Below are 25,960 nucleotides of genomic sequence, written 5' to 3'. Positions count from 1 at the left end.
GTATGACGCAGTGTCACTGGCACGCCCGCACGTCCGCCCGAATACTGGACGCACGATGTCCGAGACCACGACCCGGGGACAGCTGCGCAGGCTCAACCTCCTCATGGTGCTCCCGGCGGTCGCTCTCGGCGGCGTGCTGACGGTGGCGCTGGACGCCGAGACGTGGGTCGACGGCGTCGGCTCGAGCATCGGCGTGGTCGCGGCCATGGTGGCGTTCGTGGCCTGGACGAGGGGGGACCTCGCGCGGGTCGCCGTGCCCTGCCTGGTCGTCGCCGCGGGCGTCTGGGCCTTCGGCGTGCTGGTCGCCGGCAGCGGCAAGGCGATCTTCGCCCTGTCCGTCGTCGGGCCGATGATGGTGCCCCGGCTGCGACGGCACCGCACCGCTGCCGCCGTCGCCCTGATCGCCTTCGTCGCCGTCGTCGGAGCGACCCGGTTCCTGGTGACGCAGGACGTCCCGCGCGACGTGCTGATCGAGTACGTCATCGTCCCCGTGGGCGTCGTCGCCGTCGTGACCGGGCTGATGTTCCCCAACAAGCGGTTCTACGACGTCGTCGACGAGCTGGAGGAGTCGCGACGGCGTGAGGCGGAGCTGGCGGTCGTGCGCGAGCGGGTGCGCTTCGCCAGCGACCTGCACGACATTCAGGGCCACACGCTGCACGTGGTGAAGCTCAAGATCGCCCTCGCGCAGAAGCTGGTGCACCGCGACCCCGGCCGGGTGGAGCAGGAGCTGCGCGAGATCCACGCGCTGGTCAGCGACACCATCACCCAGACCAAGGAGCTCGCCTACGCCCAGCGGCGGCTCAACCTCAGCGCGGAGCTGGAGAACGCGAAGAACCTCTTCGAGGCCGCCGGCATCGACGTGCGCATCGACCGCGACGGCGACGCCGGCCCGCACGCGAACGAGCTGCTCGGCCAGGTGCTGCGCGAGACGACGACCAACATCCTGCGCCACGCCCAGGCGGGGCAGGTGCGCATCACGCTCACGCCGTCGGGCATCGCCATCGCCAACGACGGCGCCCCGGAGAGCCCGCTGCCGGAGCTCGGCGGGCTCGCCGCGCTGCGGGACCGCGTGGCTGGCGACGGCGGCGAGCTGACCGTCGAGCAGAGCGACGGATGGTTCCTGACGGCGGCGACGTTCCCCCAGTCCGCACCGACCGCATCGTCGACACCGTCCGCACCCGAGACAGGGGAGGCCCGATGACCACCGTCGTGCTCGCCGACGACGAGGTGCTGCTGCGCAAGGCGCTCGCGGCGCTGCTGCCGCTGGAAGGCGACATCAGCGTCCTCGCCGAGGCGGAGAACGGCGAGGAGGCCGTCCGGGCGACGCTGCGGCATCAGCCCGACGTGCTGGTCATCGACCTCGAGATGCCCGGCGTCGACGGCCTCGGCGCGGTCTCGGCGATCCGCCGGGTCCGGCCCGACCAGGTGATCCTCATGCTGACCCGGCACGCCCGGCCCGGCGTCCTGCGCAAGGCCTTGAAGCTGGGCGTCCAGGGCTTCGTCAGCAAGTCCGCGGAGCCGGCGCACATCACGTCCGTCATCGCGAGCCTGCACCAGGGCCGGCGCTGGATCGACCCGGACGTCTCGGCCCTGGCGCTCGTCGACGACTGCCCGCTCACCGACCGCGAGGTCGACGTGCTCCGCGCGACCGGCGAGGGGTACGCCGTCGCCGACATCGCCCGCCAGCTCCACCTCGCCGAGGGCACCGTCCGCAACTACCTGTCCAACGCCATGCAGAAGACCCAGACCCGGACCCGGCACGACGCCGCGCGGTACGCGCGCGAGCACGACTGGCTATGACGCCGCTCGCGGCGACGAGAGGACGACCATGGAGAACGACCTGCTGATCGTCGAGGACCTCATGCTCCTGCTGCTCGACGACGACCACGGCATCCCGGCCGGCGCCGGCACGCTGTACTACACGCTGGGCGGCGCCATGCTCGTCGACCTGGCGCTGCGCGGCCGCATCGAGATCGACGAGGGCCACGCCGGGCTGAACGGCCCGAAGGTGCTCGCCGTCGACGGCGACCCGCTCGCCGACCCGTTGCTGCGGGACGCCCACGAGAAGGTCGCCGAGAAGCCCCGCGGCGTGCAGACGCTGCTCATCACCCTCGGGTCCGGGCTCGACACCCAGGTGGTCGACCGGCTGGTCGAGCGCGGGCTGCTGCGCCGCGAGAAGAAGAAGCTGCTGCGGCTGTTCCCCACGACGTCGCTCGAGGTCGAGGACGGCCGGCACGAGGCCGAGCTGCGGCGCCGGGCGCGCGCCGTGCTCGAGGACGGCGCGCCCCCCGACCCGCACACCGCCGCGGTGCTCGGGCTGGTCTCGGCGAGCGGCACGCTGCCGTCGATCCGGCCCGCCCTCGCGACGTGGTCCAGCACGACCTACCAGCGGGCGAAGGAGCTCGAGCAGGGCCACTGGGGCGCCGAGGCCGTGAACGCGGCCGTCATGCGCACCGCTGCGGCCGTGGCCGCCGCATCAGCCGTCGCCATCACCACGGTGACCACGACCACCACCTGACGGAGACGGCGGCTCAGCGCTCGTCGTCGCGGCGGTCCGGATGGGCGGTGATGACGCCCAGGTCGAAGGTCTCGACGTCGCCGAGAGCGCGGTCGAGCGGATTGGACTCCAGCGGCGCCGGCTCACGTCCCCGGAGCGCGTCGCGTACCCGGGCCCAGGCGCTCCGGCGCGGAGGCCGTTCCGCGCGGGCGGCGGTCGCCGTGGCGGCGATGGCCGCGACGAGCTCGGGGCCGCCGTAGCTCCGAGCGACGATCAGGGCGGCCTGGAACGCCGCCGGGCCGCCGGAACACGTGATGACCGGCCCGTCGATGACCAGCCGCTCGGCCGATGGGTGGGCGCCGTAGCGCTCGAGGAGCGGGCCGGCCAGCCAGTGGGTGGCCGCGGTGGCGTCGTCGAGCAGACCGGCCGAGGCCAGCAGTGTCGAACCCGTCGAGCTCGCCAGCAGCCACCGCGGTGACACGCGGCGCAGCCAGGATGCGATCTCGGGGTGCCGGTCGGCCCCCACACCACCCGGGACGGCGACGATCTCAGGGGCGTTGATCTCGGCGAAGGTGGCGTCGACGGTCTGGGCGCCGCCCGGGCCCGGCACCTGGCCGAGCGCGGTGCCGACGACCACGGTGCGGAAGCCCGGGATCTGTGACAGCACGAAGCGGAAGATCTCGGCCTCGTCGGCCGAGACTCCTCGATAGGCGACGATCGCGCACGTCGAGCTGGCGGCCATGACCACTCCTCGTCACTCTCATCATAGGAGTCAGCGCGGCCAGGCCGAGCCGAGGACCCGCTCGACCATGCTGACGCGGCGGAAGCCGGGAACGAAGTGCTCCAGCACGTCCGCGTTCATCGTGCCGTAGGTGGTCCCCGGCCGGTCCCGGAGCCCGTCGGCCATCGCCTGCAGGAACCCGTTCGCGAAGTCCTCGCGCGGATGCGCCGCGACGATCGCCGCCACCCGGTCGCCGTCGAGCCGGTCCAGGCCCAGCCCTACGGCGTCGGTCTGGACGCCGTAGGCGGTGGCGGCGACCTCCGGCGCCAGGCGGCCGGGGATCCCCGGCGTCGTGTGCAGCGCGATCGCGGTCCAGACGACCTCTGTGGCCCCGGCGTCGAACCCGTGCTCGAGCATGAACCGCCGCGCGTGGTCGGCTCCGTCGAGCTCGAACCGCTGCACGGCGTCGGAGAAGGGCGTCGCCAGGCCGACGTCGTGGAACAGGGCGGAGAGGTAGAGCAGCTCGGGATCGGGCTCCAGGCCGAGCTCACGCGCCTGCAGCGTGCCCAGCAGGAAGACCCGCCTGGAGTGGTGGAAGAGCAGTGGGCTGGTCATGGTCTCGACCAGTCGCGTGGCCGCCGCTGCCGCCGTCGTCGCCGGGATCTCGACTCCCGCGATGGTCTCGCTCATGGTCGATCCTCACACGGCGACATCGGCTTTGGGCGGTCCGGGCCGGCGGGCCATGGTGTGCCCGTCGGTGAAGCGGACGGCGTCGTCGAAGCGCGCCTCGACCGTGCCGCGGCCGAACTGCTCCTCGTAGAGCCTGGCGTACAGCCCGCCCCGCGCCAGCAGCTCGTCGTGGGTACCGTGCTCGACGAGCTCGCCGTCCTCGATCCCGAAGATCACGTCGGCGTTCATGATGGTCGACAGGCGGTGGGCGATGGCGAACGTGGTCCGGTTCGACATCGCCCGCTCCAGCGCCTCCTGCACGAGCCGCTCGGTGGCGGTGTCCAGCGCGCTGGTCGCCTCGTCCAGGATCAGCACTCGCGGGTCCATGAGCAGGACGCGGGCGATCGACAGACGCTGCTTCTCGCCGCCGGACAGCCGGAACCCGCGCTCGCCGGTGATGGTCTCGTAGCCGTCGGCGAAGCTCATGATGCGGTCGTGGATGTTCGCCGCGCGGGCGGCGTCGACCACCTCGGCGTCGGTGGCGTCCGCCTTGGCGTAGCGGAGGTTCTCGGCGATGGAGCCGTGGAAGAGGTAGGGCTCCTGGGTCACCATGCCCACGACGTCGGCCAGCGACGACAGCGTCACGTCCCGCACGTCGACGCCGTCGATGAGGCAGGCGCCCCGGGTCACCTCGTGGAGTCGCGGGACGAGGTACGTCAGGGTGGTCTTGCCCGATCCGGACGGGCCGACGATGGCCGCCAGCTGCCCCGGCCGCACCCGCAGCGAGATGCCGCGCAGCGTCCAGGGCGCCTCCTGGGGGCTCACGTCGGGCGCGGGGCCGCCGTCGTCCACCGTCTCGAGCACCGCCACCGCGGGCGCGATCGACGGCGCCGACCCCGGTGGCAGCACGTTGGCCGCCGCCGGGTCGGCGACGGTGGCCACCGGCGGGACGACGAGCGCGCGCTGCCGCCCGTCGCGCCGCCTCGATCGCTCGCGGGTGGTGCTCGACAGGGCGTGCGGCTCCGGGTACCGGAACCAGACGTCGCGCAGCTCGACGTCGCCGCGCGTGGTGGCCGGGTCCAGCGTCGCCGCGCCGGGGGAGTCCTGGATCGCCGGCACCAGGTCGAGGTACTCGAAGAGCCGGCGGAACAGCGCCAGTGACGTCTGCACGTCGAGCGTCACCCGCATGAGCTGGACCAGCGGCATCTGCAGCCTCGACTGCAGGGTGGTGAAGGCGATGATGGTGCCGGCGGTCAGGGTTGTGTCGCCGCCGGTCACCAGGTAGCCGGCCACCAGGTACACGATGGCCGGCGTCAGCCCGAAGAACGTGCTCACCAGCGTGAAGAAGGTCCGCCCCGACATGGCCGTCTTCAGCTGCAGGCGGGCCTGGCGGGCGTTCTCGCGCCGGTAGCGCTCGATCTCCGCGTCGGAGCGGTTGAACACCTTGGCCAGCAGGATCCCCGAGACCCCCAGCGACTCCTCGGTGATCGCGGTCATCTCCGACATCGACTCCTGGGTGCGCTTGGCGAGCCGCTGCCGCCGTCGTCCCACCCGGATCTGCACGACCACGAAGACCGGCATGAGCACCAGGGTGATCAGGGTCAGCTGCCAGGACAGCAGCACCATGGAGACGAACGCCGCCACCACCGTCACGGTGTTCTGCAGGATCGTCGTCGCGGTGTTCGTGAGGACGTCGCGGACGCCGCCGACGTCGTTCGCGAGCCGGGACTGGATGTCGCCGGTCCGGGTCGAGGTGAAGAAGGCGAGATCCATCTTCTGCAGGTGGCTGAAGAGCGCCACCCGCAGGTCGGCCATCGCGCCGTTCCCGACCTGCGTGGTCAGGTACGTCTGCCCGACCCCGATCAACGCCGTCACCAGCGGGATCGCCACCAGCCCTCCGACCAGCCAGGCCAGCAGCGTCAGGTCCGGCTCGCCAGACGGCGGGAACAGCGCGTCGTCGAACACGGCCTTGGTGAGGAACGGCGCGACCGAGGTCAGTGCCGCGCTGGCCACCACCGCGAGCGCCACCGCGAGCAGAGGCCAGCGGTAGGGCGCGAGCAGGGTGACGATGCGCCGCAGCACCGGCGCGGCCTCCGGGGCGTCTGCTCCCGGCGCGCCGGGAGCAGACGCTGATACAGGATCAGTGGGGGCGCTCATAGGGCGAGCCTGGCCACCGCGACCTGGTCGTGCAAGCGAATCGCCGACGTCGGTCGGTCCCTCGTTCAGGCGGGGATCGTGTCTCCGGGGAAGCCGTGGCACTGGTGGATCTCGCAGCTGATCATCCCGGCCCGGACGCAGGGGTCCTCGGCCATGATCGCCTGGGCCTCCTCGACCGGGACGGTCATGACGGCCACGCCGGCCATGGTGTCCGAGGCGACCGGGCACAGAACCGCGATGACGCCGTCGGCGCGCAGCGACACCATGCGCCGCTGGTGCTCCCGCTCGATCGCCTCGGCGCCGTCCGTGCTGCGCCGCGGACCCCACCGGAGCACCGCCAGGCTGAACGGCTTCGCCGTTGCCGCCAGTGCCTGGATCTGCTCGTCGGTCACGGTCGTGCTCATGCTGTCTCCTCGATCCGGTCGGTCAGCGAGACGATGATGCCCTCCGGCCCGCGCACGTAGGCCATCCGCGCGCTTTCGTACCGGCCGATCCCGCCGACCAGACCGTACCCGTCGGCCGCCAGGCGGTCGACTGCCGCCTCGAGGTCGTCGACCACGAAGCACACGCTGCGGATGCCCAGCTCCGTGGCCATGGCGGCGGGCGACCCGGGCTCGTGGGTGGGCCGGACGAAGCGCGAGAGCTCGAGCCCGGTGCCGCCGTCAGGTGAGCGCAGCATCACCATCTCGGTCCGCGCGTCCGGGATGCCGATGACGGTGTCGACGAACTCGCCCTCCAGGAACGTGCGCCACTCGACCTCCAGTCCCAGGCCGACGAAGAACGCCGTCATCTCGTCGAGGTCGGCGACGGTGATGCCGATGTGGTCGAACTGCTTGATCCGTCCCATGACTGTCATCCTCCAGTACTCGGTGTCTGCGCCAGGGACGAAGCTGTTGAGCGGTTCTCGACATGGTGGCGCGCCTTGGCAGGGCTGACCGCCCTGGAGATCGGGATGAAACGGACATCGGAGCGACGGTGAGCCTTGCCAAGCAGATGGCCAGGCGTGCCAAGGCCGCCGGCGAACTCCGGGCCGCGCTTGACGGTCGAGGCGTGGGGAAATCGAGTCGTCGGCTCGCTCCCGGAGGGGTGACCCACGGCGTAGCGTGAGGAACGTCGCGTGCCCCGGAACGGCGACTCTCAGAAGGGCACCATCCTCAGGGGGTGAGCTGCGATGCCCACATTCGTCAGCTTGATCAACTGGACCGACCAGGGGGTCCGTCAGTCCAAGGAGTCGCTCGACCGCGCCAAGGCCGCCGGTGAGCTGGCCGAGCGCATGGGCGGCAGTCTCAAGGACGTCTACTGGACCGTCGGCCCGTACGACATCGTCTCGGTCGCCGAGTTCCCCGACGACGAGTCCGGGACGGCGTTCCTGCTGGCCATCGCCGGGCAGGGGAACATCCGGACGACGACGCTTCGCGCGTTCGACGCCGATGAGATGAGGGGGATCCTCGGGAAGCTCGGCTGACGGGATCGTGAGGTTCGGTGCGCACCTGCCGCTGATCGATGCCGACGGCTCGGGACATGTCCCGCTGGCCGGCTATGTCGATGCCGCGCGCGAGGCGGGGTTCGACGCGATCAGCGCCAACGACCACCTGGTGTTCCAGCGGCCGTGGCTGGACGGGATCGTCGCGCTGTCCACGGTCGTGGAGCGCAGCGTCGATCTGACCTTGGCGACGACGGTGGCGCTGCCGGTGGTCCGGGGGCCGGTGGCGCTAGCCAAGGCCGCGGCGGCGTTGGACCTCCTGTCCGGCGGCCGCTTCGTGCTCGGTGTCGGACCGGGATCCTCGGCCGCCGACTACGAGGCGGCCGGGGTGTCGTTCGAGGAGCGGTGGCCACGGTTCGATGCGTCGGTCCGCGTGCTCCGCTCCGTGCTCACCGACGACGCGGTGCCACCGCCGGACCGGCCGATCCCGATCTGGGTCGGCAGTTGGGGCTCGGCGGCCGGGCTCCGGCGGGTGGCCCACCTCGGCGACGGCTGGCTGGCGTCGGCGTACAACACGACCCCCGGTCAGATCACCGCCGGCCGCGACCTGCTGCACCGCGCCCTGAAAGCCGCGGGGCGAGACCCGCACGCCTTCCCGACCGCTCTCGCGACGACGTGGACCTACCTGACCGACGACGGGGCCGAGGCTCGGACGCACCTCGACGCGCTGGCTCGCATGCTCGGCCGGGACCCCGTCACCCTCGCCGATCAAGTGCTGATCGGGCCTGCCGAGGAGTGCGCCGCCAAGCTGGCTCGCTACGCCGATGCGGGCGTCGGCCAGGTCTTCGTCTGGCCGGTCGCGGACCCGATCACCCAACTGCGCCGCTTCGGAACGTCGGTGATCCCGCACCTGAGCTGACTCAGTGCGTGTTGGGGAAGGGTTCCTCGACCCGATTCGGGGGCGGGCGCCTGCCGCGTGCTCCGGTGATCCGGTGGTGCGGGCGGAGTGTCGACGGTGTGGTGGTGCTGCCGGAACGTGGGTGGCGGTGCTGTTGCCGGGGCGACAGTTCGGCCACCCACCTGGTGCAGTGTCGCCACGCCGTGGGCCGAGCCGAGCCAACGACACGCCCGCGCGGCGCGGCGCGACGGCCGTTCCGGGTCACCGTGCAGCGATCGCTGTGGCCATACTGCGCAAACGCCGCGGCATCACTGTCGCGTCCACGACAGCGATCTCACATCGTCGGCGCAGCGATCCCACACCCATCACCCGCACCACACGATTGATCAGGGGCGCCAGGACCCTGGCATCAACCACCTCGCCCCGTTCTCCGGCATGCCGCAGCACTTTCGCCACACGTTCTCAGCGACCGGAGCGGTCGACCCGCTGCCAGGGCCAGTCGGTGGCGAGCCAGCGTGCGACGGCGTCGGCCAGCGGTACGTCGAGATGCGATCTGTTGGCCCGCACCCAGGACCGCACCCTGACGTCCCACTCCTCGGAGGCCGAGGGATAGAGGTACACGCACCCGATGACGTCGTGATCGCCCGGGTCGAGGACGGTGAAGGTGAATCCGGCACCCCGGGTGAAGTCGTCCGCGTGCTGACGAAGGTCGGAGAGGTTCTCCTCGAGGGTCATGCCGTCGCGTGGTGGCCAGTCGCCGTGGGGATAGCCGGGAGTGGAGCGGATGTGCTCGATGCTCGACATCCAGGCGGCATGGTCCGCCGGATTGTGCCGCGGCCCCAGCGGTTCGAGGATGAACTGATCGGTGGTCAGTGAGGTCGGCGGCTCGAAGCCGGCCGGCACGAACTCGTCCGAGGTCATGACCGTGACGGTACCGGTCCTCTCCTGGCGTCGACGGCGCGAGAGGTCAGTCCCGCCCACGGGCGCTGGCCAGGGACGCCAGCTCGGTCCGGTTGGCCACGTCGAGCTTGCCGAAGATGTGCGCCAGATGGGTCTTGACCGTGCCCCGCCCCATCAACAGGCGGGCGGCGATCTCCGGGTTGCTGCATCCGTCCGCCACCAGGGCGACGACCTGCAGCTCGGTCGGGGTCAGGCTGGCCCAGCCGCTCGCCGGACGGCCGCGCGACCCGCGGGCGCGGCGGACGAAGCCGGCCGCCTCGTCGAGGGCCAGCCGGGCTCCCTCGTCCCAGGCCGTCGCCACGGCGTCCGCGCCGAGGGCCGTACGGAGTCCGGCCAGCGTGGTGACGAACTGGCGGTGCCGGCCCGGGGGCCGGGGGAGGCCGAGGCTCGAGCGCGCCGCGTCGGCGGCGCCGAGCACCCGGACGTCGTCGGGCGTGGGCCGGATCGCCGACCCGTGCCGGGCGAGGGCCTCCAAGGTGTCGGGCAGGCCGGCCCGCAGGCCGTGCTCGACCTGGAGGGTCAGGGCCTCGTGGACCAGCTCGACGGCGTGGGGTGTTCCGTCGGCGCCTGCCACGGCGAGCTCGGCCTGTGCCAGCCGGGCGACCGCCAGGACCCGCGGCATGCCGAGCCGGGCGGCGGTCGCGACGGCCCGGTCCAGCGCGACCTTCGCCGCCGCCGCGGACTCCGCGTCCCCGGCTGTCGCCAGCACGGCGCCGAGCTCGGCGAGCGACTGCGCGGCGATCCAGGAGTCCACCCCGCGGTCCGAGGCGGCCGCGCCGCGGCGGTACCACCCGGCCGCTGCGGCCGGATCGTCGCGACTGACGGCGAGCAGGCCGAGGGCGTACGGGAGACCGGTGACGAACACCTCGTCCTCGCCGGCCAGCCGCAGCACCGGGTCGAGCACCGCGTCGGCGGCGTCCGGATCGCCGGCCCTGATGTGCACGACCGCCTGGACCGCGCGGGCCATGCCGACCCGCAGGATGTCACCGAGCGGCAGCGCGACGGTGAGGCCTTCGGCGGCCAGCCCTTGCGCCCGGTCGACGTCGCCGGTGGCCAGCGCGCCGGTGGCCTGGAAGCCCAGCATCGTGGCGGCGATGCCCCGGTGCTGACGGACCAGCGCCGGGACGATGTCGTCGAAGACGGCGTTCGCCTCGGCGTGCCGGTCCCGGTGGTGCAGGACGAGCGCCTGGACCGCCCGGCTGCTCGTCGCCGCCAGCCCGTCATCGGCCCGAGCGGCCGCGGCCGCCGCGGCGGCCTGTTCGGCCAGCTCCCACGCCTGGTCGAAGTCGGTGTAGCAGGCCCCGACGGCGGCCAGGTCGAGGCACAGCGCGCGAAGGTCGTCGTCGCCGAGCTCCGTCGCCAGCTCCAGGGCCCGGGTCGCCGCGTCGTACTCGAGGTCGAGCGGGGCGGCGGTGTCGAGGACCAGCGCGAGCCCGGTGAGTAGCCGCGCCTGCACGATCGAGCGCTCGTCCGGAGCCACCCCGATCGCCCGGCGGAGGTACTCGACGCCCTCGATGCCGCGCCGGTCCAGGTGCCACAACCACGCCATCGACGCCGCCAGCCGCCGGCCCGTGTCAGGGGCGCCGCCGTCGCTGAGCGCCCAGTCCAGTGCCGCGCGCAGGTCGGCGTACTCGCCCTGGAGCGTCGACTGCCACCGGTCCGGGTCGGCCTCGCGCCAGGCGTCCGCGGCCTCGGTCAGGCCGGCGTAGTACCGCAGGTGCCGGCCACGCACGACGGCGTCCTCGTCCGTCTCGCCGAGCCGGGCGCCGGCGAAGGCCCGGATCGTCTCGAGCAGCCGGTAGCGGACCTGGCCGGCGTGCTCCTCGGTCATCACCAGGGACGCGTCGACCAGCCGCGCGAGCGCCGTCAGCTCCTCGCCGTCCGGTACCGGCGAACCGCACCCGACCGACGTCGCCGCATCCAGCGGGAACGGCCCGGCGAAGACCGACAGTCGCCGCAGCAGCGCGCGGTCGACCTCGTCGAGCAGCGCATGGCTCCAGCCGATCGAGGCGGCGAGCGTCCGCTGGCGCCGTTGCGCGTTGCGCGGACCCCTGACGAGCAGCCGGAACCGGTCGTCCAGGCCGGCGAGGATCTGCTCTGCGGACAGCGTGCCCAGCCAGGCCGCAGCCAGCTCGAGGGCCAGCGGGATCCCGTCCAGGTGCCGGACGATCGCGCGGATCGCCTCCGCGCCGGACGGATCGGGGCGGTACGACGGACGAACCAGCGCCCCGCGCTCGACGAACAGCGTCACCGCCTCGTCGTCGCCGAGCGGCGGCACCCGCCACACCTGCTCGCCGGCCAGCCGCAGCGGCTCGCGGCTGGTGACCAGCACCGTCACCTCCGGGCCGGCCTGCACGACGGCCTCGGCCACCGAGGCGACCTCGTCGCCGAGGTGCTCGGCGTTGTCCAGGCACAGCAGCGCGCGCCGGCCGGCCAGGTGCGCCGAGAGGGAGGCGACCGGACCGCGCCGGGGATCGACCAGGGCGCCGGTGACCTCCGCCGCGGCGCCGGCCACCGCGGAGCCGTCGGTCAGGCCGGCCAGCTCGACCCACCAGACACCGTCGGGGAACGACGGCGTGAGCGTGCGGGCCGCCTCGATCGCCAGCCGCGTCTTGCCGGCGCCGCCCGGGCCGGCCAGCGTCACCAGCCGGTGGCTGCCGAGCAGGCCGGTCACCGCCCGCACCTCGTCCGCCCGGCCGACGAACGACGTCGCCGGCCGCGGGAGGCCGCGCCCGGCCGAAGGGCGCGCCGTTGCCTGATCGGTCATCGGTGCCTCATCCTGCCAGGTTCGGCCACCTGGCAGATGTTCCGGGCCGCCGCCTCCTCGACGCTGGTCGCATCGACCTCGAGAGTCCGTCTCGAGTCCGAACCCGAGGAGCAACCGATGACCTCCGAGACGCCGATCGGCCCCGGCCCGCTGGTCGTGTCCGCTCGCAACCCGCGCTACTTCACCCACCGCGACGACGACACCGGCCGCGCGGTCTACCTCACCGGGTCGCACATCTGGAACAACCTGCAGGACGGCATGGGTCCCGGCGCCGAGGCCCCGGACGAGCCGGAGAGCGTCGACTTCGACGCCTACCTGCGCTTCCTCACCGAACGCGGCCACAACCTCATCCGCCTCTGGCGCTGGGAGCAGTTCCGGTCGCAGGCGGCCGGCGGCAACTACCACCTCGACATGTCCCCGCAGCCGTGGGCCCGCACCGGGCCGGGCACCGCCAAGGACGGCAGGCCGCGGTTCGACCTCGAGCGGTTCGACGAGGCGTTCTTCGACCGCCTGCGCCAGCGGGTCGTACAGGCGGGCGAGGCCGGCATCTATGTCGACGTGCTGCTGTTCGACGGCTGGGCCCTGCACCTGAGCCCGCCGCCCGACCACATCGAGGGGCACCCGTTCCACGAGCTCAACAACGTCAACGGCGTCTCCGCGGAGTCGATCGACGATCTGCAGGTGCTGCCGCTCGACCCGCGCGTCGAGGCGATCCAGCGGGCGTTCGTCACCAAGGTCGTCGACACCCTGCACGACCTGCCGAACGTGCTGTGGGAGGTGTCCAACGAGTCCACCGGCGACGGCGCGGTGAGCCAGGAGTTCGCCGAGTACCTCGGGATGAAGGAGGTTCCGTCGTGGGGTGATTCAACCTCCTGGCAGTACTGGGTGATCGACGTCGTCCAGCGGCACGAGCGCGACCGCGGCTACGACCCGCACCCGATCGGGATGACGATGCAGTTCCCGGTCCGGGACCAGACCCGGGTCAACGAGCCGCTGCTCGCCAGCGCCGCCGAGTGGATCTCTCCCGGCTACGACGACGACCGGTTCACCGACGGACGGCACCCGATGGACCCGGGTGCCGAGCCCTCGCGCTGGTTCGCCGACCCTCCGGTCGCCGACGGGGGCAAGGTCGTGATCAGCGACACCGACCACTATGCCCCCGGCAGCGCCGACCCGTTGTGGGCGTGGAAGTCGTTCCTGCGCGGCCACCACCCGATCCTCATGGACTTCGGGCTGATCGGCGGCCTGGAGCCGACCGGGACGGCCGACCCGGAGGCCGGCGTCCCGCCCTTCGAGTACTACGAGGCGGCCCGGTACGCGATGGGCGACACCCGCCGCTACGCGGAGCGACTCCCACTGGTCGACACCGAGCCGCGCACCGACACCGCGTCGACCGGATACGCGCTGGTCGCCCACGGCCGCGAGGTGCTCGTGCTGGAGCCCGACGGCGGTGCCTCGTTCACCGTCGACCTCGCGCCCGGACGGTGGCGGGCGGAGTGGTTCGACGTGACCCGTCGCGTCGAGGCGGACGCCGCCGACGTCGAGGTTGCCGAGACCCGGCCCGTTCCCTTCGCCGCGCCGTTCGACGGCCCGGCGGTCCTGTACCTGCGGGCGGTGTGACGATGCGGGGTGTGACGATGCGCAGCGAGGCCATGCAGCGGCTGGACGTCCTGACCGGATCCTGGCGGGTGACGATGAGCAACGCCTGGTTCCTGGAACCGGCCGGCCGGGAGGTGCCGGGCACGGCGACGGCGGAGTGGCTCGACGACGCGGTCGTGGTCTTCCGCTGGACCATGGACGGCGACGTCGCGCCGGCCACGAGCACGATGATGCTGGTGCTCGGCCGCAACGACCCGCAGGACGCCTACACGGCCCTCTACCACGACGAACGCGGTGTCTGCCGGGTCTACGCCATGACCTTCGACGGCTCGCGGTGGACCCTGGTGCGCGACGATCCCGACCGGTCCCAGCGGTTCGTCGCCGACGTGGGACCGGACCGGATCACGGGCGCGTGGGAGGCGTCGGAGGACCACGGGGTGACCTGGAGCAAGGACTTCGACCTCGTCTTCGAGCGGACGTAGCAGCCGGCCCGGGGCGTCGGTGTCACCACCGACGTCAGGACGTCATCCCGGTGAGTGCGGCATGGAACGCGACGATCCGCGCCCGCTCGGCGTCGAGCCCGGCCGCGGCGAGCAGGTCGGCGATCCGGGTGCGCTGTTCGTCGGTGAGGTGGTCCCAGGTCGTGGCGGCGCCGACCGCCAACCAGTTCGCGATGCCGGCCTCGCCGAGCGACGCGAGGTGCGCATCAGGATCACCCGCCGCACGCAGGTCGGCTTCGACGCGGTGCCATCCGCCGCTCGCGCGCGACAGCTGCCAGGCGGCTCGCCGGTGCGCTGGACGTTCCGACGCCCACGCTTCGCTCGCGAGCGATGGCGGTGCGCCCGACCGGGCCAGGGAGCGAGCGGCGGTCGCGCTCACGCGGGGGCTGGGGTCGAGAAGAACAGGGGCGAGAAGACCTGCGACCTCGTCGCTCGAAGCGCGCCCGAGGATGGCGCTGACGGCCGCGGCGCGGACGCGCACGTTCCGGTGGCCCAGGTGGTCGATGAACGACGGCAGATCGGACTCGTCGCCGACGGCCGCGATCCCGTCCAGGCAGGCTGCGAGGACCCGCGGCGACATGGGTGACGTGGCGAGTTGGCTCCGGTAATGGCCGACGATGTCGAGTCCGCGGCGGCGCGCACGCCATCGGGCCAATTCGCGCACTCTGGGTGCGCGGTCGGTCAGGAGCGCCCGGATGGCTTCGTCCGAGAGTCGGTCGTCCGGTAGTCGTGTGAGCGCGACGAGGCGGCTCTCCACGCTGCCGGCGTCGAGGAGCTGGACGATGTGGCTCGGGTCGCCGACGTGCATGAGCCAGTCGGCGCAGGCGGCGCGGAGCCATTGGTCGGGGTCGTTGCCTGCGGTGTCGACGAGTTGGTCTGCGGTGAGAAGGTCGCGCTGATGGCCGAGCTCGTGGGCCCACCTGCGGACGTTTCGTCGGCTGCTCGTACGGAGAGTCCGAACGACGTCTTCGAGACCTGGGCCGGCGATCAGGGCCTGCCGGACCTGGTCGACCGCCCAGGCTGCGTGTTGTCGGCCGCGGCCGGCCAGGAGGACCTCGAGGACGGCGGCGGCGTTGTCGGCGTCGATCTGCGGTTGCAGGCTCGTCCACGCGGCCGCGCGGACTTGTGGGACGTGGTCGAGGAGGCGGACAGCGAGTGCCGAGGCCGCGATACCTGCCGGATTCGTCGCCAGGATCTGGGTGGCTCGTTCCCGCAGTCGGCCGTCGACGTGCATGCTGGTGACGACGGCGACGAATCCGGTCGGCTCGCCGACACTGGGGTCGAGCCAGCCACGCACCCCGCCGACCGGGGTGCCCGTGGCGTAGGTGAAGGTGCGGGCGGCCTGATCGAGGACGAGCCAGGAACGGCCGTCGAGTGCCTCGAGTTCCGCAGCGCCGCCGCGCCAGTCGGCAGGTCCACCGTCGCGGGCCTTGGAGGCCAACGTGACGGCCAGTTCACGGGCTTCCGTCAGCGACGTCACGGGTTCATCGTCTCGCGCCGGCCACCGGGGGTCGTACCGATTTCTGCCTTCACCATGCAGGCACATCATGTCGTCGTCGCTTCGTCACGACGCCGGCTCGAGCACCTCGACGCGGAGGATGCGGTCGTCGCCGGGGCGCGGGTCGGTCCCGCCCCAGGTCGCGCGATCGGTGTTGGACGTGACGAGCCACAGCGCGCCGTCGGGTGCGACCTCGACGGTGCGGATCCGGCCGTAGGTGCCGACGAGATGGTCGATCGGCTCGGCCGTCGCCGTGCCGTCGTCGACGGGGAGCTGCCAGAGCCGCTGCCCGCCCAGCGCGCCGATCCACAGTGAGCCCGCGGCGTGGGCCAGGCCGGAGGGGCTGGCGTCGTCGGGGTGGAGCGTCGCGATGGGTGCCACGCCGGTGTCGCCCGCGACGCCCTCGGTCTCGGGCCAGCCGTAGTCCTGGCCGGGGCGCAGGACGTTGACCTCGTCCCAGGTGCGGTGTCCGAGCTCGGAGGCGTAGGCGGTGCCGTCGGGCCCGAACGCGATGCCCTGCACGTTGCGGTGCCCGCCGGAGAAGATGGGCGAGTCCTCCGGGTTGTCCGCGGGGACGGAGCCGTCGGTGGCGATGCGCAGGATCTTGCCGTTGAGGGAGTCGGCGGCGGCGGCGTTCTCGGGTTCGAAGGCGTCGCCGGTTCCGATCCAGAGGTGCCCGTTCGGGCCGATGACGATTCGCCCGCCGTGGTGGCGGTCGGCGGTCCGGATGCCGTCGAGCAGCACACGTTCGACGGCGAGGGAGCCGAAGTCGTCGGCGATGGTGAGCGCGACGATCCGGTTCTCGTCGGCGCCGGAGACGGACGCGTACACCGTGCGGTCCTCGTCGAAGCCGGGGGAGGCGACGATCCCGAGCAACCCTCCTTCGGAGGAGACATCGACGTCGGGGACGACGCCGACGGTCCGGGCGTCTCCGCCGTCGGCGGGCACGCGCAGGATCCGTCCGCTGATCCGCTCGGAGACGAGCGCCGTCCCGTCGGGCAGGAAGGTCAGTCCCCATGGCGCTTCGAGGCCGGCGGTCAGCTCCTCCGGCTCGGCCAGCGTCGCCACGGCCGTCGCGACGGCCGTGGCCGGCCGCTCTGTCGGCGCCGATGGCTCGGCCGGCGCGTTCGTGCAGCCCATGAGGATGACGCCCACCGCCGCGGCCAGTGTGGCGGGCCTCAAGCTGCGCCGCCGTTGACGAAGATGGTCTGGCCGTTGACCCAGCGGGCGGGTCCGGCCAGGAACGCGACGGCCTCGGCGATGTCGCCCGGGTAGCCCAGCCGCTGGAACGGGTTGTTGTTCGCGATCTGCTCGATCAGCTCCGGGCTCTTCCCCTCCAGGAACAGCGGGGTGGCGGTGGGTCCCGGGGCGACGGTGTTGACGGTGATGTCGCGGCCACGCAGCTCGCGGGCCAGGATCAGGGTCAGCGCCTCGACGGCGCCCTTGGAGGCCGCGTAGGCGCCGTAGGCCGGGGCCTGCAGGCGCGTGATCGAGGTGGAGAGGTTGATGATCGCCCCACCCGGGCGCACCAGCCGCGCGGCGAGCTGGTCGACGACCACGGTTCCCCGCACGTTGACGCGCAGGACCCGGTCGAGGACCTCGAGGTCGAGCTGCGCGATCGGCGCCAGCGGCATGATGCCCGCCGTGTGGACGAGCACGTCGACGCCGCCAAAGGCGCGCTTGGCCACGTCGAACAGGGCCGCGGCCGCCTCCTCGTCGGCGATGTCGCCGCCGGCGGCCACCGCGTGCCCTCCGGACGCGGCGATGGTCGCCACGGTCTCGTCGGCGCGGTCCTTGTTGCCGTTGTAGTGCACGACGACGGCGGTGCCGTCGGCGGCCAGCCGCAGGGCGCTGGCCCGGCCGATGCCGCCGGAGGCGCCGGTCACGATCGCGACACGCTCGCTGGTGCTGGTCATGGCTGGGCTCCTCGCTAAGATGTGAACAAGATGTACATTAATGCTCGAGCAAGAAATGTACAACCTGTTCACATGACGTCGTTCCGAGGTGGGCATCGATGACCGAACAGCACGCGACCCGCCATCGCGGTCGTGGCCGCAGGCCGGCCGCGGAGGTCCGCGCGGACGTGCTCGCCGCGGCCGGCCGCCTGCTGCTGCACGAAGGGCTGCCCGCGGTGACCTTCGATCGCGTCGCCAGGGAGGCGGGATCGAGCAAGGTCACGCTGTACAAGTGGTGGCCCTCGCCGGGAACGCTGGCCGCCGAGGCCTACTTCGCTCAGAGCGCGCCGGTACTGCGGTTCCCGGACACCGGCGACATCCGGGCGGACCTCGTCGCGCAGCTGACGGCCTTCGTGCGGTGGCTGACACGCGAGGGCGCCGCCACACCGGTGTCCGAACTGGTCGGCGCCGCGCAGACGGACCCGGACGTCGCGCGGGCATGGGCCGAGGAGTACGCGCGCCCGCGGCGCGAGCTCGCCCGCGACCGTTTGCACGCCGCCCAGCAGCGGGGCCAGCTGCGCGAGGACGCCGACCTCGAGGTGATCGTCGACCAGCTCTGGGGCGCCTGCTATCACCGGCTGCTCGTCCTCAAAGTTCCCTTCGACGAGACCCTCGTCCCCAGGCTGGTCGATCAGGCTCTCTACGGGGCGGCCCGCGCACGCTGACGTTCGGCAGCGTCTCGCCGGTACCGCATCGGCACCGTCAGGCTGCCTGCCGATGCCGCCGGCTCAGGCGGATGGCCGAGATCAGGAAGAAGATCCCGCCGAGCATGGCGTAGCCACCCACTCCGGAGATGCTGTCGGCGTCCTGGAACGACTGCGCCAGGAAGGCCAGTCCGGCCACGACGGAGATGGCGCCGCTCAGGATCTGCGGCACCTGGCCGCCGGAGCGGCGGCGCTGTGTGGCGGCGACGAGCTGCGCGAGGCCGGATGTCGCGGCCCACGCGCCCCAGACCCCGAGAGCGGCGGCGACGGACACGGTCGACGCCCAGCCGAGTGCGATGGCGACGGCGAGGCTGACCGCCACGTTGATCCGCTCCGCCACCCGCGGGCCCGGCGTGTGGCGATCGGATCGCAGCTGCCAGAGCACGGCGGCCGCGTCGGCCAGCGGATAGACGACCAGGAGGACGGTCAGGAGCGGCCCGGTGCCGGGTGCGGTGAGCAGGAGGGTTGCGGCCCAGGCGGCCGCGAACGCGAAGCGGACGAGGTACAGGCGGCGCAACGTCGCGGTGAGCTGCGGCAGGGGAGCCGATTCCACTGTGGTCATGATGTCTCTCTGTCGGGGTAGTGGGCCGATCTACGATGTAGAGTTACTAGTACGTCTACATTGCTGACTCTAGACTGACCGCAGCGCCGGCGCAACGCCGGCCGGACCGAGAGGGGAGCACGGCATGTCCGCCGACACCACCGGACCGGCGGTGCGCACGACGTCGGCGTCCGCCACGAGAAGCCGCATCCTCGCCGCCGCGAACGAGCTGTTCTACGCCCACGGCATCCGCGCCACGAGCGCCGACCGCATCATCGAGCAGGTCGGCATCACCAAGGTCACCTTCTACCGCCACTTCCGCACCAAGAGCGAGCTCGTCGTCGCCTACCTCGAGCAGCAGGCGGCCGCGGAGCGGGCGTGGATGGGCAGCACGCGTCATGACGGTGACCCCGTGGCGTCGCTGCGCGAGCTCGCTGCCGGCATCGGCGCCGCCAGCTGCCGCCCGGGGTTCCGCGGCTGCGCGTTCATCAACGCCGCGGCGGAGTACCCCGATCCCGGCGACCCGGTCCGGGCCGCCGTCGACGCGCACCGGCGATGGACGCTCGACCACTTCGCCGGCATCGCCGCGGAGGCCGGGGTCGGCGACGTCGACTCCACCGCGCGGCAGCTGCTGATCCTGCGCGACGGGGCGATGGTGAACGGCTATCTCGGCGAGCCGGCGTCAGTGGCCGATGCCCTCGGGGACGCCTTCGTGGCGGTCATCACGACGGCGACGCCGGCCGCCAGCGACTCCTCCGGTGCGCCGAGCGGCCGGTGAGCCGTTCGCCGGTGCACGACCCGCGCGTCGACGGCGATGCACCCGTTCCGCCGCTGTGGACGGCGGACTTCCGGCTGTTCTTCGCGGCCCGTACCACCTCGCTGCTGGGCGACGCGATGCTTCCGGTCGCGATCACGGCCGCCGTGATCGGAGCGGGGTACGGGGCGAGTGGCGTCGGCTACGCGCTCGCTGCGCTGATCGCGCCGTTCGCCGTGCTGATCATCTTCGGCGGAGTGCTGTCCGACCGCTTCGGCGCCCGGCGGATGATGATCGTGTCGGACGCGACCCGGCTATGCTTCCAGTCGGTGCTCGCGGGGGTGTTCCTTCTGGGCTCGCCACCTCTGTGGCTGATCCTGGTGCTGCTGGCACTGGTCGGAGCCGGGAGCGCCCTGTTCCAGCCGGGAGTCGCCAGCATCATTCCGCGCATCTCGCGCGACGTGCAGAAGGCGAACGCCACGCTGCGGATCTCGGAGTCGGTGACCGCCGTGATCGGCCCGTCGGTGGCCGGTCTGCTCCTGGTGGTCGCCTCACCCGCGGCGGTGGTCGCGCTCGACGCGCTGACCTACGCGGTGAGCGGCGTGTGCCTGCTCCGGATCCGCTCGGTCTCCATGGGCCCGGCCGAGCGCGGCGGCGTGTCGTCGTTCCGGGACGATCTCGTCGAAGGGTGGCGGGAGTTCCGGGCCAGGACGTGGCTGTGGAGCGTCATCGTCGTCTACATGCTCTGGCAGCTGGCCGGCGCCGGACCCGCCATGACCCTCGGCTACAGCACCCTCGTCACCGACTACGGATCGACGACGTTCGGCCTGGTCATGTCGGCCCTCGGAGCGGGCAGCGTGCTGGGCGGGCTCGTCGCGATCAGGCTCCGCCCCAGGTATCCGCTTCGGGCCGGCGCCCTCGCCATGATCCTGTGGACGCTCATGCCGCTGAGTGTCGCGCTCGGCCTTCCCGGTCCCTTCGTCGCCGGGTGCTACGCGGTGAGCGGCGTGGGCATGGCGTTCTGGATCGTCATGTTCCACACCAGCGTGCAGACGCACATCCCGCAGGAGGTCCTCGGCCGGGTGCACGCGTACGACGCGGCCGGCTCGCTGGTGATGAAGCCGATCGGTCAGGCGCTGGCGGGGCCGCTCGCGATCATCGCCGGTACGGTGCCGCTGCTGTTCGTGTCGGCGGCGATGGCGCTCGTCACCTGCACCCTGCTGCTGGCGATCCCGGCCGTGCGCGACCTGCGGCGCGTGGAACGCTGAGGCGGCCACGTGCCCGGAATGCGGGTCGCTCGGCGGTGAGGACACCCCGGCCGGGTGGAGATCCACGTCGCCGCCACGCCGGCTCTGGAGCCTGAGAGCCATCGGGGCGGCTCCGCGCGAGCGTGAGCTCTCACCCGAGCCGGCGCCGAGCTACTGCAGGGGTTCGGCGGCCGGCGCCTCCGCCGCCGGGCCCTCGGTGAGCTTGGACTCGATACCGATGTAGTGGTCCTGTATCGCCTGGCGCGCCTGGTCCGGGTCGCCGGTGAGGATCGCGTCGAGGATGGCGGCGTGGCCCTGGTAGGCGTCCATCGGTGTGCGGCCGCGCGCCGGCGGGGCCGCCGCGTGGAACGCCCGCCAGAACAGGTCGAACAGGCGCAGCAGCATCGTGTTGTCGAGATCGCGGAACAGCAGCTGGTGGAACTGCCGGTCCTGCTCGGGGAAGTCCTCGCCCCGCTCGGCGAGCTCGTGCATGGTCGTCAGGGTCTCGCGCATCGCCGCGATGCTCTCCGGGGTCATGGCCCGCATCGCGTCGGTGATGAGGGCGGACTCGAGGGTCTTGCGCAGTGCGGCCAGCTCGCGCAGGGCCCGGTTGCCCTGCATGAGGCCGTAGGGGAGGTGGTCGAGCAGCGGGGCGAAGGAGAAGTCGCGGATGTAGACGCCGCTGCCACGGCGCGTCTCGAGGACGCCGGTGGACTCCAGGGCCTTGACCGCCTCGCGGACCGAGTTGCGGCTGACTCCGAACAGCCTGGCCAGCTCGGACTCCGACTTGAGCGGGTCGCCGGGGCGCAGCCCCTCTTTGAGGATGTGGTTCCTGATCTCGTGCTGCACGATCTGGTGCAGCGGAGCCCTGTCGTCCAGTCGCCGGAAGTCTGGCTCCACGTCGTTCCGCTGAGTGGCCACGTTCTGGCTCGCCCTCCCTTTCGGTGCTGACCTGTAGGATATCTTGCGAGCCTTGACACGATCAAGCGTCGACTCTACGGTGGCGAAAACTGTAGGACATCTTGCAGAAACTGCGGTCCGCGGTGGAGCGACGAGGAGGTCGTCGGTGTCTGGTGGAGCCCTCGATGGCGTGACCCGGGACGGGATCGCCCCCCGTGACGGCACGCCGGTCGCGGCCGGCGGCGGTGCCGGGCAGCCGGTGCTGAGCCTGCGCGATCTGGTCGTCGAGTTCGCGACTCCGGCGGGTCTGGTCCGCGCGGTCGACGGCATGAGCTACGACGTGTTCGAGGGCGAGACGCTCGGCGTGGTGGGGGAGACCGGATCGGGCAAGAGCGTGTCGGTACTCGCCGCGCTGGGTCTGCTGCGCACACCGAACCTGCGCCGGGTGTCCGGCCGGGCCCTGCTCGGCGGCGTCGACCTGCTCGCCCTGCCCGAGCCGGAGCTGCGACGCCGGCTCGGCCGGGACGTCGCCATGATCTTCCAGGACGCCATCTCGGCGCTGAACCCGGTCCAGCGGGTCGGTCATCAGATCGCCGAGACGCTGCGGGTGCACGACCGCGCCCTGACCGCAGCCGGGGCGCGCGCCCGGGTCGTCGACCTGCTCGGTATGGTGGGCGTCCCTCATCCGGCGGCGCGCTACGACCAGTACCCGCACCAGTTCTCCGGTGGCATGTGCCAGCGCGTGATGATCGCGATGGCGATCGCCAACCGCCCGAAGGTGCTGATCGCGGACGAGCCCACCACCGCGCTGGACGTCAGCGTGCAGGCGCAGATCCTGGACCTGCTGCGGGTGGCGCGGCAGGAGACCGGTGCCGGCGTGGTGCTGATCACCCACGACCTGGGCGTGGTGGCGGAGACCGCCGACCGGGTCGGCGTGACCTACGGCGGCCGCATCGTCGAGTCCGGCGACGTCACCCGGATCTTCACCCGGCCGCGACACCCCTATACGGCGGCCCTGCTCGGCGCCCTGCCCCGGCTCGACACGGCGTCCGAGCGCCTGCTCCCGATCCCGGGGCAGCCACCGGACCCGAGCGAGCTGCCGCCGGGGTGCGCCTTCGCGCCGCGGTGCCCGGTCTCGCGCGGACGTTCGGTGTGCACCGAGGTGCGGCCCGAGGCGCTGGCGGACGACGACGGCACCAGCGCCTGCCACTTTCCGGACGAGGCGGCGAGCCTGCTCGCCGCCCAGCCGGTCGGCGTGCCGGCCGGGTCGCCGGACGCGTCGGACCCCACCGGCGAACCGGCCGCGCCGGTGCTCGACGTCCAGGACGCCGTGGCCCGGTTCCCGGTGCGGTCCGGCGTGTTCGCTCGTCCGTCGGCGTGGGTGCACGCGGTCGACGGGGTCTCGCTGCGGGTCCCGGCCGGGAGGACACTGGGGCTCGTCGGCGAGTCCGGCTGCGGCAAGACCACCCTGGCGCGACTCGTCCTGCGTCTGGTCGAGCCGACCGGCGGGCGGGTCCTGGTCGACGGCGACGACGTCGGCATGGCCGGCCGCTCCCGGCTCCGGCGCATCCGGCGCCGCGCGCAGATGGTGTTCCAGGACCCGTACGCGTCGCTGAACCCGCGACTGAGCGTCGGCGACAACGTCGCCGAGCCGCTTCGCCTGCAGGGTGTGCCCCAGGACCAGCGCCGGCGCCAGGTGGCCGAGCTGTTCACCCGGGTGGGCCTGCGCACCGAGCACGCCGACCGTCTGCCGGCGCAGTTCTCCGGCGGCCAGCGCCAGCGGGTCGCGATCGCCCGTGCGCTGGCGTCGCGGCCGGGGCTGCTGATCCTCGACGAGCCGGTGTCGGCGCTGGACGTCTCGGTCCAGGCGCAGGTGCTGAACCTGCTGGCCGACCTGCAGCGCGAGTCCGCCATGGCGTACCTGTTCGTCAGCCACGACCTGGCGGTGATCCGTCAGGTCGCGGACGAGGTCGCGGTGATGTATCTCGGCCGGATCGTCGAGTCCGGATCGGTGCGGCGGGTATACGACGACCCGCGTCACCCGTACACCCGCGCCCTGCTGGCCTCGGTGCCGGTACCCGATCCCGTCGGCCGCGCTGACCGGCAGCGGGTACCGCTGGGCGGCGACGTCCCCAGCCCGGTGGATCCGCCCTCGGGCTGCCGGTTCCGGACCCGGTGCCCGATCGCCGCAGCCGTCTGCGCGGAGAAGGAACCGCCGTTGCGGCTCGTCGACGGCGGCCACACGGCCTGTCACTTCGCGGAGCTGACGCCGGAGGTGGCCGGATGAGCACCACCCCGAACCCGTCCGGCTCCGCGCTGGTCTCGCGCCGACGCCTGGCGTCGCTGCGCCGGTTCGCCCGGTCCCGGTCGGCCGTTGTCGGGGCCACGGGAATGCTCCTGCTGGTCGTGGTCGCGATGGCCGCGCCGCTGATCGCGCCGTTCGACCCGGCCGCGCAGGACGGCGAGTCGCTGCTCGGCCCGTCCGGCGCGCACCTGCTCGGCACCGACCAGCTCGGCCGGGACATCCTGTCCCGCCTGATCTACGGCGCCCGAGCCTCGCTCATCGCCGCCGCCGGCGCCGCGGCGGTCGGCGCGGGCATCGGAGTGCCGCTGGGGCTGCTCGCCGGCTACCTCGGACGGTGGGTCGACGCGGTCGCGATGCGCCTGGTCGACCTGCTGCTCGCGGTGCCGGGGATCCTCCTGGCGCTGGTCATGATCGTCGTGTTGGGTCCGGGCCGGTTCAACCTGATCCTCGCGATCGGGATCGGCGCGGTGCCGGAGTTCGCCCGGCTCACCCGGGTGGCCACGCTCGGCATCCGGGACCGCGACTTCGTACTGGCCGCGCGGGGGATGGGGGCGAGCACACCGGACACGATGCTGCGGACGGTGCTGCCGAACGTGCTCGGCCCGATCGTCATCCAGCTCGTCGTCACCGCGTCGATGGCGGTCGTGGTCGAGGCGGGCCTGGCCTTCCTCGGCCTGGGCACGCCCCCACCGGCGCCGTCGTGGGGCGGCATGCTCCAGGAAGCCCGCTCCTACCTCTACCAGAGCCCGAGCTACGGGTTGTTCCCCGGGCTCTGCCTGGTCGCGACCGTCTTCTGTCTCGACCGCATCGGGCGCGGCCTGCAGCTCGCGGTGAGCGGCGCGAGCCCTTACTCGGCGGTGCGCATCACGACCGGAGGTGCGGTCTAGATGTACGGGCACCTGATCCGCCGGCTGCTGCAGTTCGCCGTGGTGCTGCTGCTCGGCTCGATCGCCGTGTGGGCGTTCACGTTCGCGCTGCCAGGCGACCCCGCGTCGGTGCTCCTCGGTCCGGACGCGAGCGAGGCGGAGCTGAGCGCGACCCGCGAGCGGCTCGGCCTGGGCGGGTCCGTCGTGGAGCAGTACTTGTCGTGGATCGGCCACGCCGTCTCCGGCGATCTCGGCGCCTCGTACTACTCGGGACAACCGGTGGTCCGGGAGCTGTTCGACCGGATCCCCGCGACGGTGCAACTGGCCGCGTTCGCGATGGCGCTGACGCTGCTCATCGCCGTGCCGGTCGGCATCGTCGTGGCACTGCGGCCGCACTCGGTGGCCGGCCGGCTACTCCAGGGCTACCTCACCGCGGGCCTCGCGGTGCCGACGTTCTGGCTCGGCCTGCTGTTGATCATCGTGCTGGCCGTGCAGCTACAGTGGCTGCCCGCGTCGAGCGACTTCATCCCGGTCTGGCAGGACCCGGGCGGCGCGTCGACGGCCACGATCCTGCCGGCGCTCGCGGTCGCCGTGCACACCTCCAGCGTCACCGCCCGCTTCCTCGCCACGTCGCTGGGCGAGGTCATGGGCAAGGACTACATCCGGACCGCCCGCGCCAAGGGCGTGCCGGAACGCGACGTGATCCGCCGCCACGCGCTGCGCAACGCGTCGTTGCCCACCGTCACCATCGTCGGACTCCAGCTCGGCAGCTTCCTCGGAGGCACCGTCGTCATCGAAGCCGTCTTCAACTACCCCGGACTGGGCCGGCTGCTCTACACCGCGATCGGCGAACGCGACTATGCCCTCGTCCAGGGCGGCGTGCTGTTCGTGGTGGCCACGTTCCTGCTGCTCAACCTCTTCGTGGACACGCTCTACGCCGTCCTCGATCCACGTATCCGGCTGACCTGAGATCCACTCCGTCTCGACCTCGGGAGGCAT

General features: G+C 72.5%; 25 protein-coding genes. 13 read left to right on the top strand and 12 right to left on the bottom strand.

What is annotated here, in order from left to right; all coding sequences use genetic code 11:
• Window positions 1-55: 55 nt before the first annotated feature.
• From HD601_RS28510 to HD601_RS28500, 3 genes are read left to right on the top strand one after another with little or no spacing between them, the layout of a single operon-like run.
• Window positions 56-1,201: a sensor histidine kinase gene (locus HD601_RS28510; protein WP_184827695.1), complete on the top strand. Its 1,146-nt coding sequence runs from the start codon at window positions 56-58 to the stop codon at window positions 1,199-1,201.
• Entirely contained in the window at window positions 1,198-1,800 is a 603-nt protein-coding gene (locus tag HD601_RS28505; RefSeq protein ID WP_184827693.1) for a response regulator transcription factor, read from the top strand. Before HD601_RS28510 ends, HD601_RS28505 begins: the two co-directional genes overlap by 4 nt.
• Before the next feature lie 28 nt (window positions 1,801-1,828).
• Window positions 1,829-2,518 carry a GOLPH3/VPS74 family protein gene (locus tag HD601_RS28500; RefSeq protein ID WP_184827691.1) on the top strand — a complete coding sequence of 230 codons (690 nt, stop codon included), beginning with the start codon at window positions 1,829-1,831 and terminating at the stop codon, window positions 2,516-2,518.
• Window positions 2,519-2,531: 13 nt separating this feature from the next.
• On the opposite strand, the gene HD601_RS28495 is transcribed toward HD601_RS28500, so the two are convergent.
• The 5 genes from HD601_RS28495 to HD601_RS28475 form a co-directional block, all read right to left on the bottom strand.
• Window positions 2,532-3,239: a DJ-1/PfpI family protein gene (locus tag HD601_RS28495; protein WP_184827689.1), complete on the bottom strand. Its 708-nt coding sequence runs from the start codon at window positions 3,237-3,239 to the stop codon at window positions 2,532-2,534.
• A 30-nt stretch (window positions 3,240-3,269) separates the two neighbouring features.
• On the bottom strand, window positions 3,270-3,908 hold the full coding sequence (locus tag HD601_RS28490; protein WP_184827687.1) for an HD domain-containing protein: 639 nt from the start codon (window positions 3,906-3,908) through the stop codon (window positions 3,270-3,272).
• Between the two features lie 9 nt (window positions 3,909-3,917).
• Window positions 3,918-6,044, bottom strand: coding sequence for an ABC transporter transmembrane domain-containing protein (locus tag HD601_RS35150; protein WP_184827685.1), 2,127 nt, complete (start codon window positions 6,042-6,044; stop codon window positions 3,918-3,920).
• Between the two features lie 65 nt (window positions 6,045-6,109).
• Window positions 6,110-6,448, bottom strand: coding sequence for a YciI family protein (locus HD601_RS28480; RefSeq protein WP_184827683.1), 339 nt, complete (start codon window positions 6,446-6,448; stop codon window positions 6,110-6,112).
• Window positions 6,445-6,891 carry a VOC family protein gene (locus tag HD601_RS28475; RefSeq protein WP_184827681.1) on the bottom strand — a complete coding sequence of 149 codons (447 nt, stop codon included), beginning with the start codon at window positions 6,889-6,891 and terminating at the stop codon, window positions 6,445-6,447. Before HD601_RS28475 ends, HD601_RS28480 begins: the two co-directional genes overlap by 4 nt.
• Before the next feature lie 324 nt (window positions 6,892-7,215).
• Between HD601_RS28475 and HD601_RS28470 the strand changes: the two genes are divergently transcribed.
• A complete protein-coding gene (locus HD601_RS28470; RefSeq protein ID WP_184827679.1) occupies window positions 7,216-7,509 on the top strand; it encodes a GYD domain-containing protein in 294 nt (97 codons plus the stop codon).
• A 7-nt stretch (window positions 7,510-7,516) separates the two neighbouring features.
• Entirely contained in the window at window positions 7,517-8,386 is an 870-nt protein-coding gene (locus HD601_RS28465; protein ID WP_184827677.1) for an LLM class flavin-dependent oxidoreductase, read from the top strand.
• Between the two features lie 441 nt (window positions 8,387-8,827).
• Here HD601_RS28465 and HD601_RS28460 read toward each other — a convergent pair whose 3' ends face one another.
• Window positions 8,828-9,286 (bottom strand): GNAT family N-acetyltransferase, encoded by a 459-nt coding sequence (locus HD601_RS28460; RefSeq protein WP_184827675.1) that lies wholly within the window; start codon window positions 9,284-9,286, stop codon window positions 8,828-8,830.
• A 46-nt stretch (window positions 9,287-9,332) separates the two neighbouring features.
• Window positions 9,333-12,092 carry a helix-turn-helix transcriptional regulator gene (locus HD601_RS28455; protein ID WP_184827673.1) on the bottom strand — a complete coding sequence of 920 codons (2,760 nt, stop codon included), beginning with the start codon at window positions 12,090-12,092 and terminating at the stop codon, window positions 9,333-9,335.
• Window positions 12,093-12,209: 117 nt separating this feature from the next.
• Between HD601_RS28455 and HD601_RS28450 the strand changes: the two genes are divergently transcribed.
• The gene (locus HD601_RS28450; protein WP_184827671.1) at window positions 12,210-13,712 is read left to right on the top strand and encodes a hypothetical protein; all 1,503 of its coding nucleotides are present in this window, start codon (window positions 12,210-12,212) and stop codon (window positions 13,710-13,712) included.
• 11 nt (window positions 13,713-13,723) lie between these two features.
• On the top strand, window positions 13,724-14,173 hold the full coding sequence (locus HD601_RS28445; RefSeq protein ID WP_184827669.1) for a hypothetical protein: 450 nt from the start codon (window positions 13,724-13,726) through the stop codon (window positions 14,171-14,173).
• Window positions 14,174-14,207: 34 nt separating this feature from the next.
• On the opposite strand, the gene HD601_RS28440 is transcribed toward HD601_RS28445, so the two are convergent.
• The 3 genes from HD601_RS28440 to HD601_RS28430 form a co-directional block, all read right to left on the bottom strand.
• Window positions 14,208-15,671: a HEAT repeat domain-containing protein gene (locus HD601_RS28440; RefSeq protein WP_184827667.1), complete on the bottom strand. Its 1,464-nt coding sequence runs from the start codon at window positions 15,669-15,671 to the stop codon at window positions 14,208-14,210.
• A gap of 84 nt (window positions 15,672-15,755) precedes the next feature.
• On the bottom strand, window positions 15,756-16,871 hold the full coding sequence (locus tag HD601_RS28435; RefSeq protein WP_221441398.1) for a PQQ-dependent sugar dehydrogenase: 1,116 nt from the start codon (window positions 16,869-16,871) through the stop codon (window positions 15,756-15,758).
• Window positions 16,868-17,605, bottom strand: coding sequence for an SDR family oxidoreductase (locus tag HD601_RS28430; protein WP_184827665.1), 738 nt, complete (start codon window positions 17,603-17,605; stop codon window positions 16,868-16,870). Before HD601_RS28430 ends, HD601_RS28435 begins: the two co-directional genes overlap by 4 nt.
• A 98-nt stretch (window positions 17,606-17,703) precedes the next feature.
• Between HD601_RS28430 and HD601_RS28425 the strand changes: the two genes are divergently transcribed.
• The gene (locus tag HD601_RS28425) at window positions 17,704-18,309 is read left to right on the top strand and encodes a TetR/AcrR family transcriptional regulator (protein WP_184827663.1); all 606 of its coding nucleotides are present in this window, start codon (window positions 17,704-17,706) and stop codon (window positions 18,307-18,309) included.
• Window positions 18,310-18,346: 37 nt separating this feature from the next.
• Here the strand turns inward: HD601_RS28425 and HD601_RS28420 are convergent, their stop codons facing one another.
• Window positions 18,347-18,910, bottom strand: coding sequence for a hypothetical protein (locus HD601_RS28420; RefSeq protein ID WP_184827661.1), 564 nt, complete (start codon window positions 18,908-18,910; stop codon window positions 18,347-18,349).
• A 124-nt stretch (window positions 18,911-19,034) separates the two neighbouring features.
• On the opposite strand from HD601_RS28420, the gene HD601_RS28415 reads away from it, so the two are divergent.
• Together HD601_RS28415 and HD601_RS28410 are read left to right on the top strand one after the other, a co-directional pair.
• Complete coding sequence (locus HD601_RS28415; protein ID WP_184827659.1) at window positions 19,035-19,667, top strand: TetR/AcrR family transcriptional regulator; 633 nt, start codon at window positions 19,035-19,037, stop codon at window positions 19,665-19,667.
• Window positions 19,664-20,911, top strand: a complete 1,248-nt coding sequence (locus tag HD601_RS28410) for an MFS transporter (protein ID WP_221441397.1) — start codon at window positions 19,664-19,666, stop codon at window positions 20,909-20,911. Before HD601_RS28415 ends, HD601_RS28410 begins: the two co-directional genes overlap by 4 nt.
• 150 nt (window positions 20,912-21,061) lie before the next feature.
• Here HD601_RS28410 and HD601_RS28405 read toward each other — a convergent pair whose 3' ends face one another.
• On the bottom strand, window positions 21,062-21,790 hold the full coding sequence (locus HD601_RS28405) for an FCD domain-containing protein (RefSeq protein WP_221441396.1): 729 nt from the start codon (window positions 21,788-21,790) through the stop codon (window positions 21,062-21,064).
• A 190-nt stretch (window positions 21,791-21,980) separates the two neighbouring features.
• Between HD601_RS28405 and HD601_RS28400 the strand changes: the two genes are divergently transcribed.
• From HD601_RS28400 to HD601_RS28390, 3 genes are read left to right on the top strand one after another with little or no spacing between them, the layout of a single operon-like run.
• Window positions 21,981-24,077: a dipeptide ABC transporter ATP-binding protein gene (locus HD601_RS28400; protein WP_221441395.1), complete on the top strand. Its 2,097-nt coding sequence runs from the start codon at window positions 21,981-21,983 to the stop codon at window positions 24,075-24,077.
• Window positions 24,074-24,982 (top strand): ABC transporter permease, encoded by a 909-nt coding sequence (locus HD601_RS28395; protein WP_184827655.1) that lies wholly within the window; start codon window positions 24,074-24,076, stop codon window positions 24,980-24,982. Before HD601_RS28400 ends, HD601_RS28395 begins: the two co-directional genes overlap by 4 nt.
• Entirely contained in the window at window positions 24,983-25,930 is a 948-nt protein-coding gene (locus HD601_RS28390; protein WP_184827653.1) for an ABC transporter permease, read from the top strand.
• Window positions 25,931-25,960: the final 30 nt, after the last annotated feature.

The organism is Jiangella mangrovi, assembly GCF_014204975.1.
GTDB lineage: Bacteria > Actinomycetota > Actinomycetes > Jiangellales > Jiangellaceae > Jiangella > Jiangella mangrovi.
This window is presented reverse-complemented; position numbering and strand designations above follow the sequence as displayed.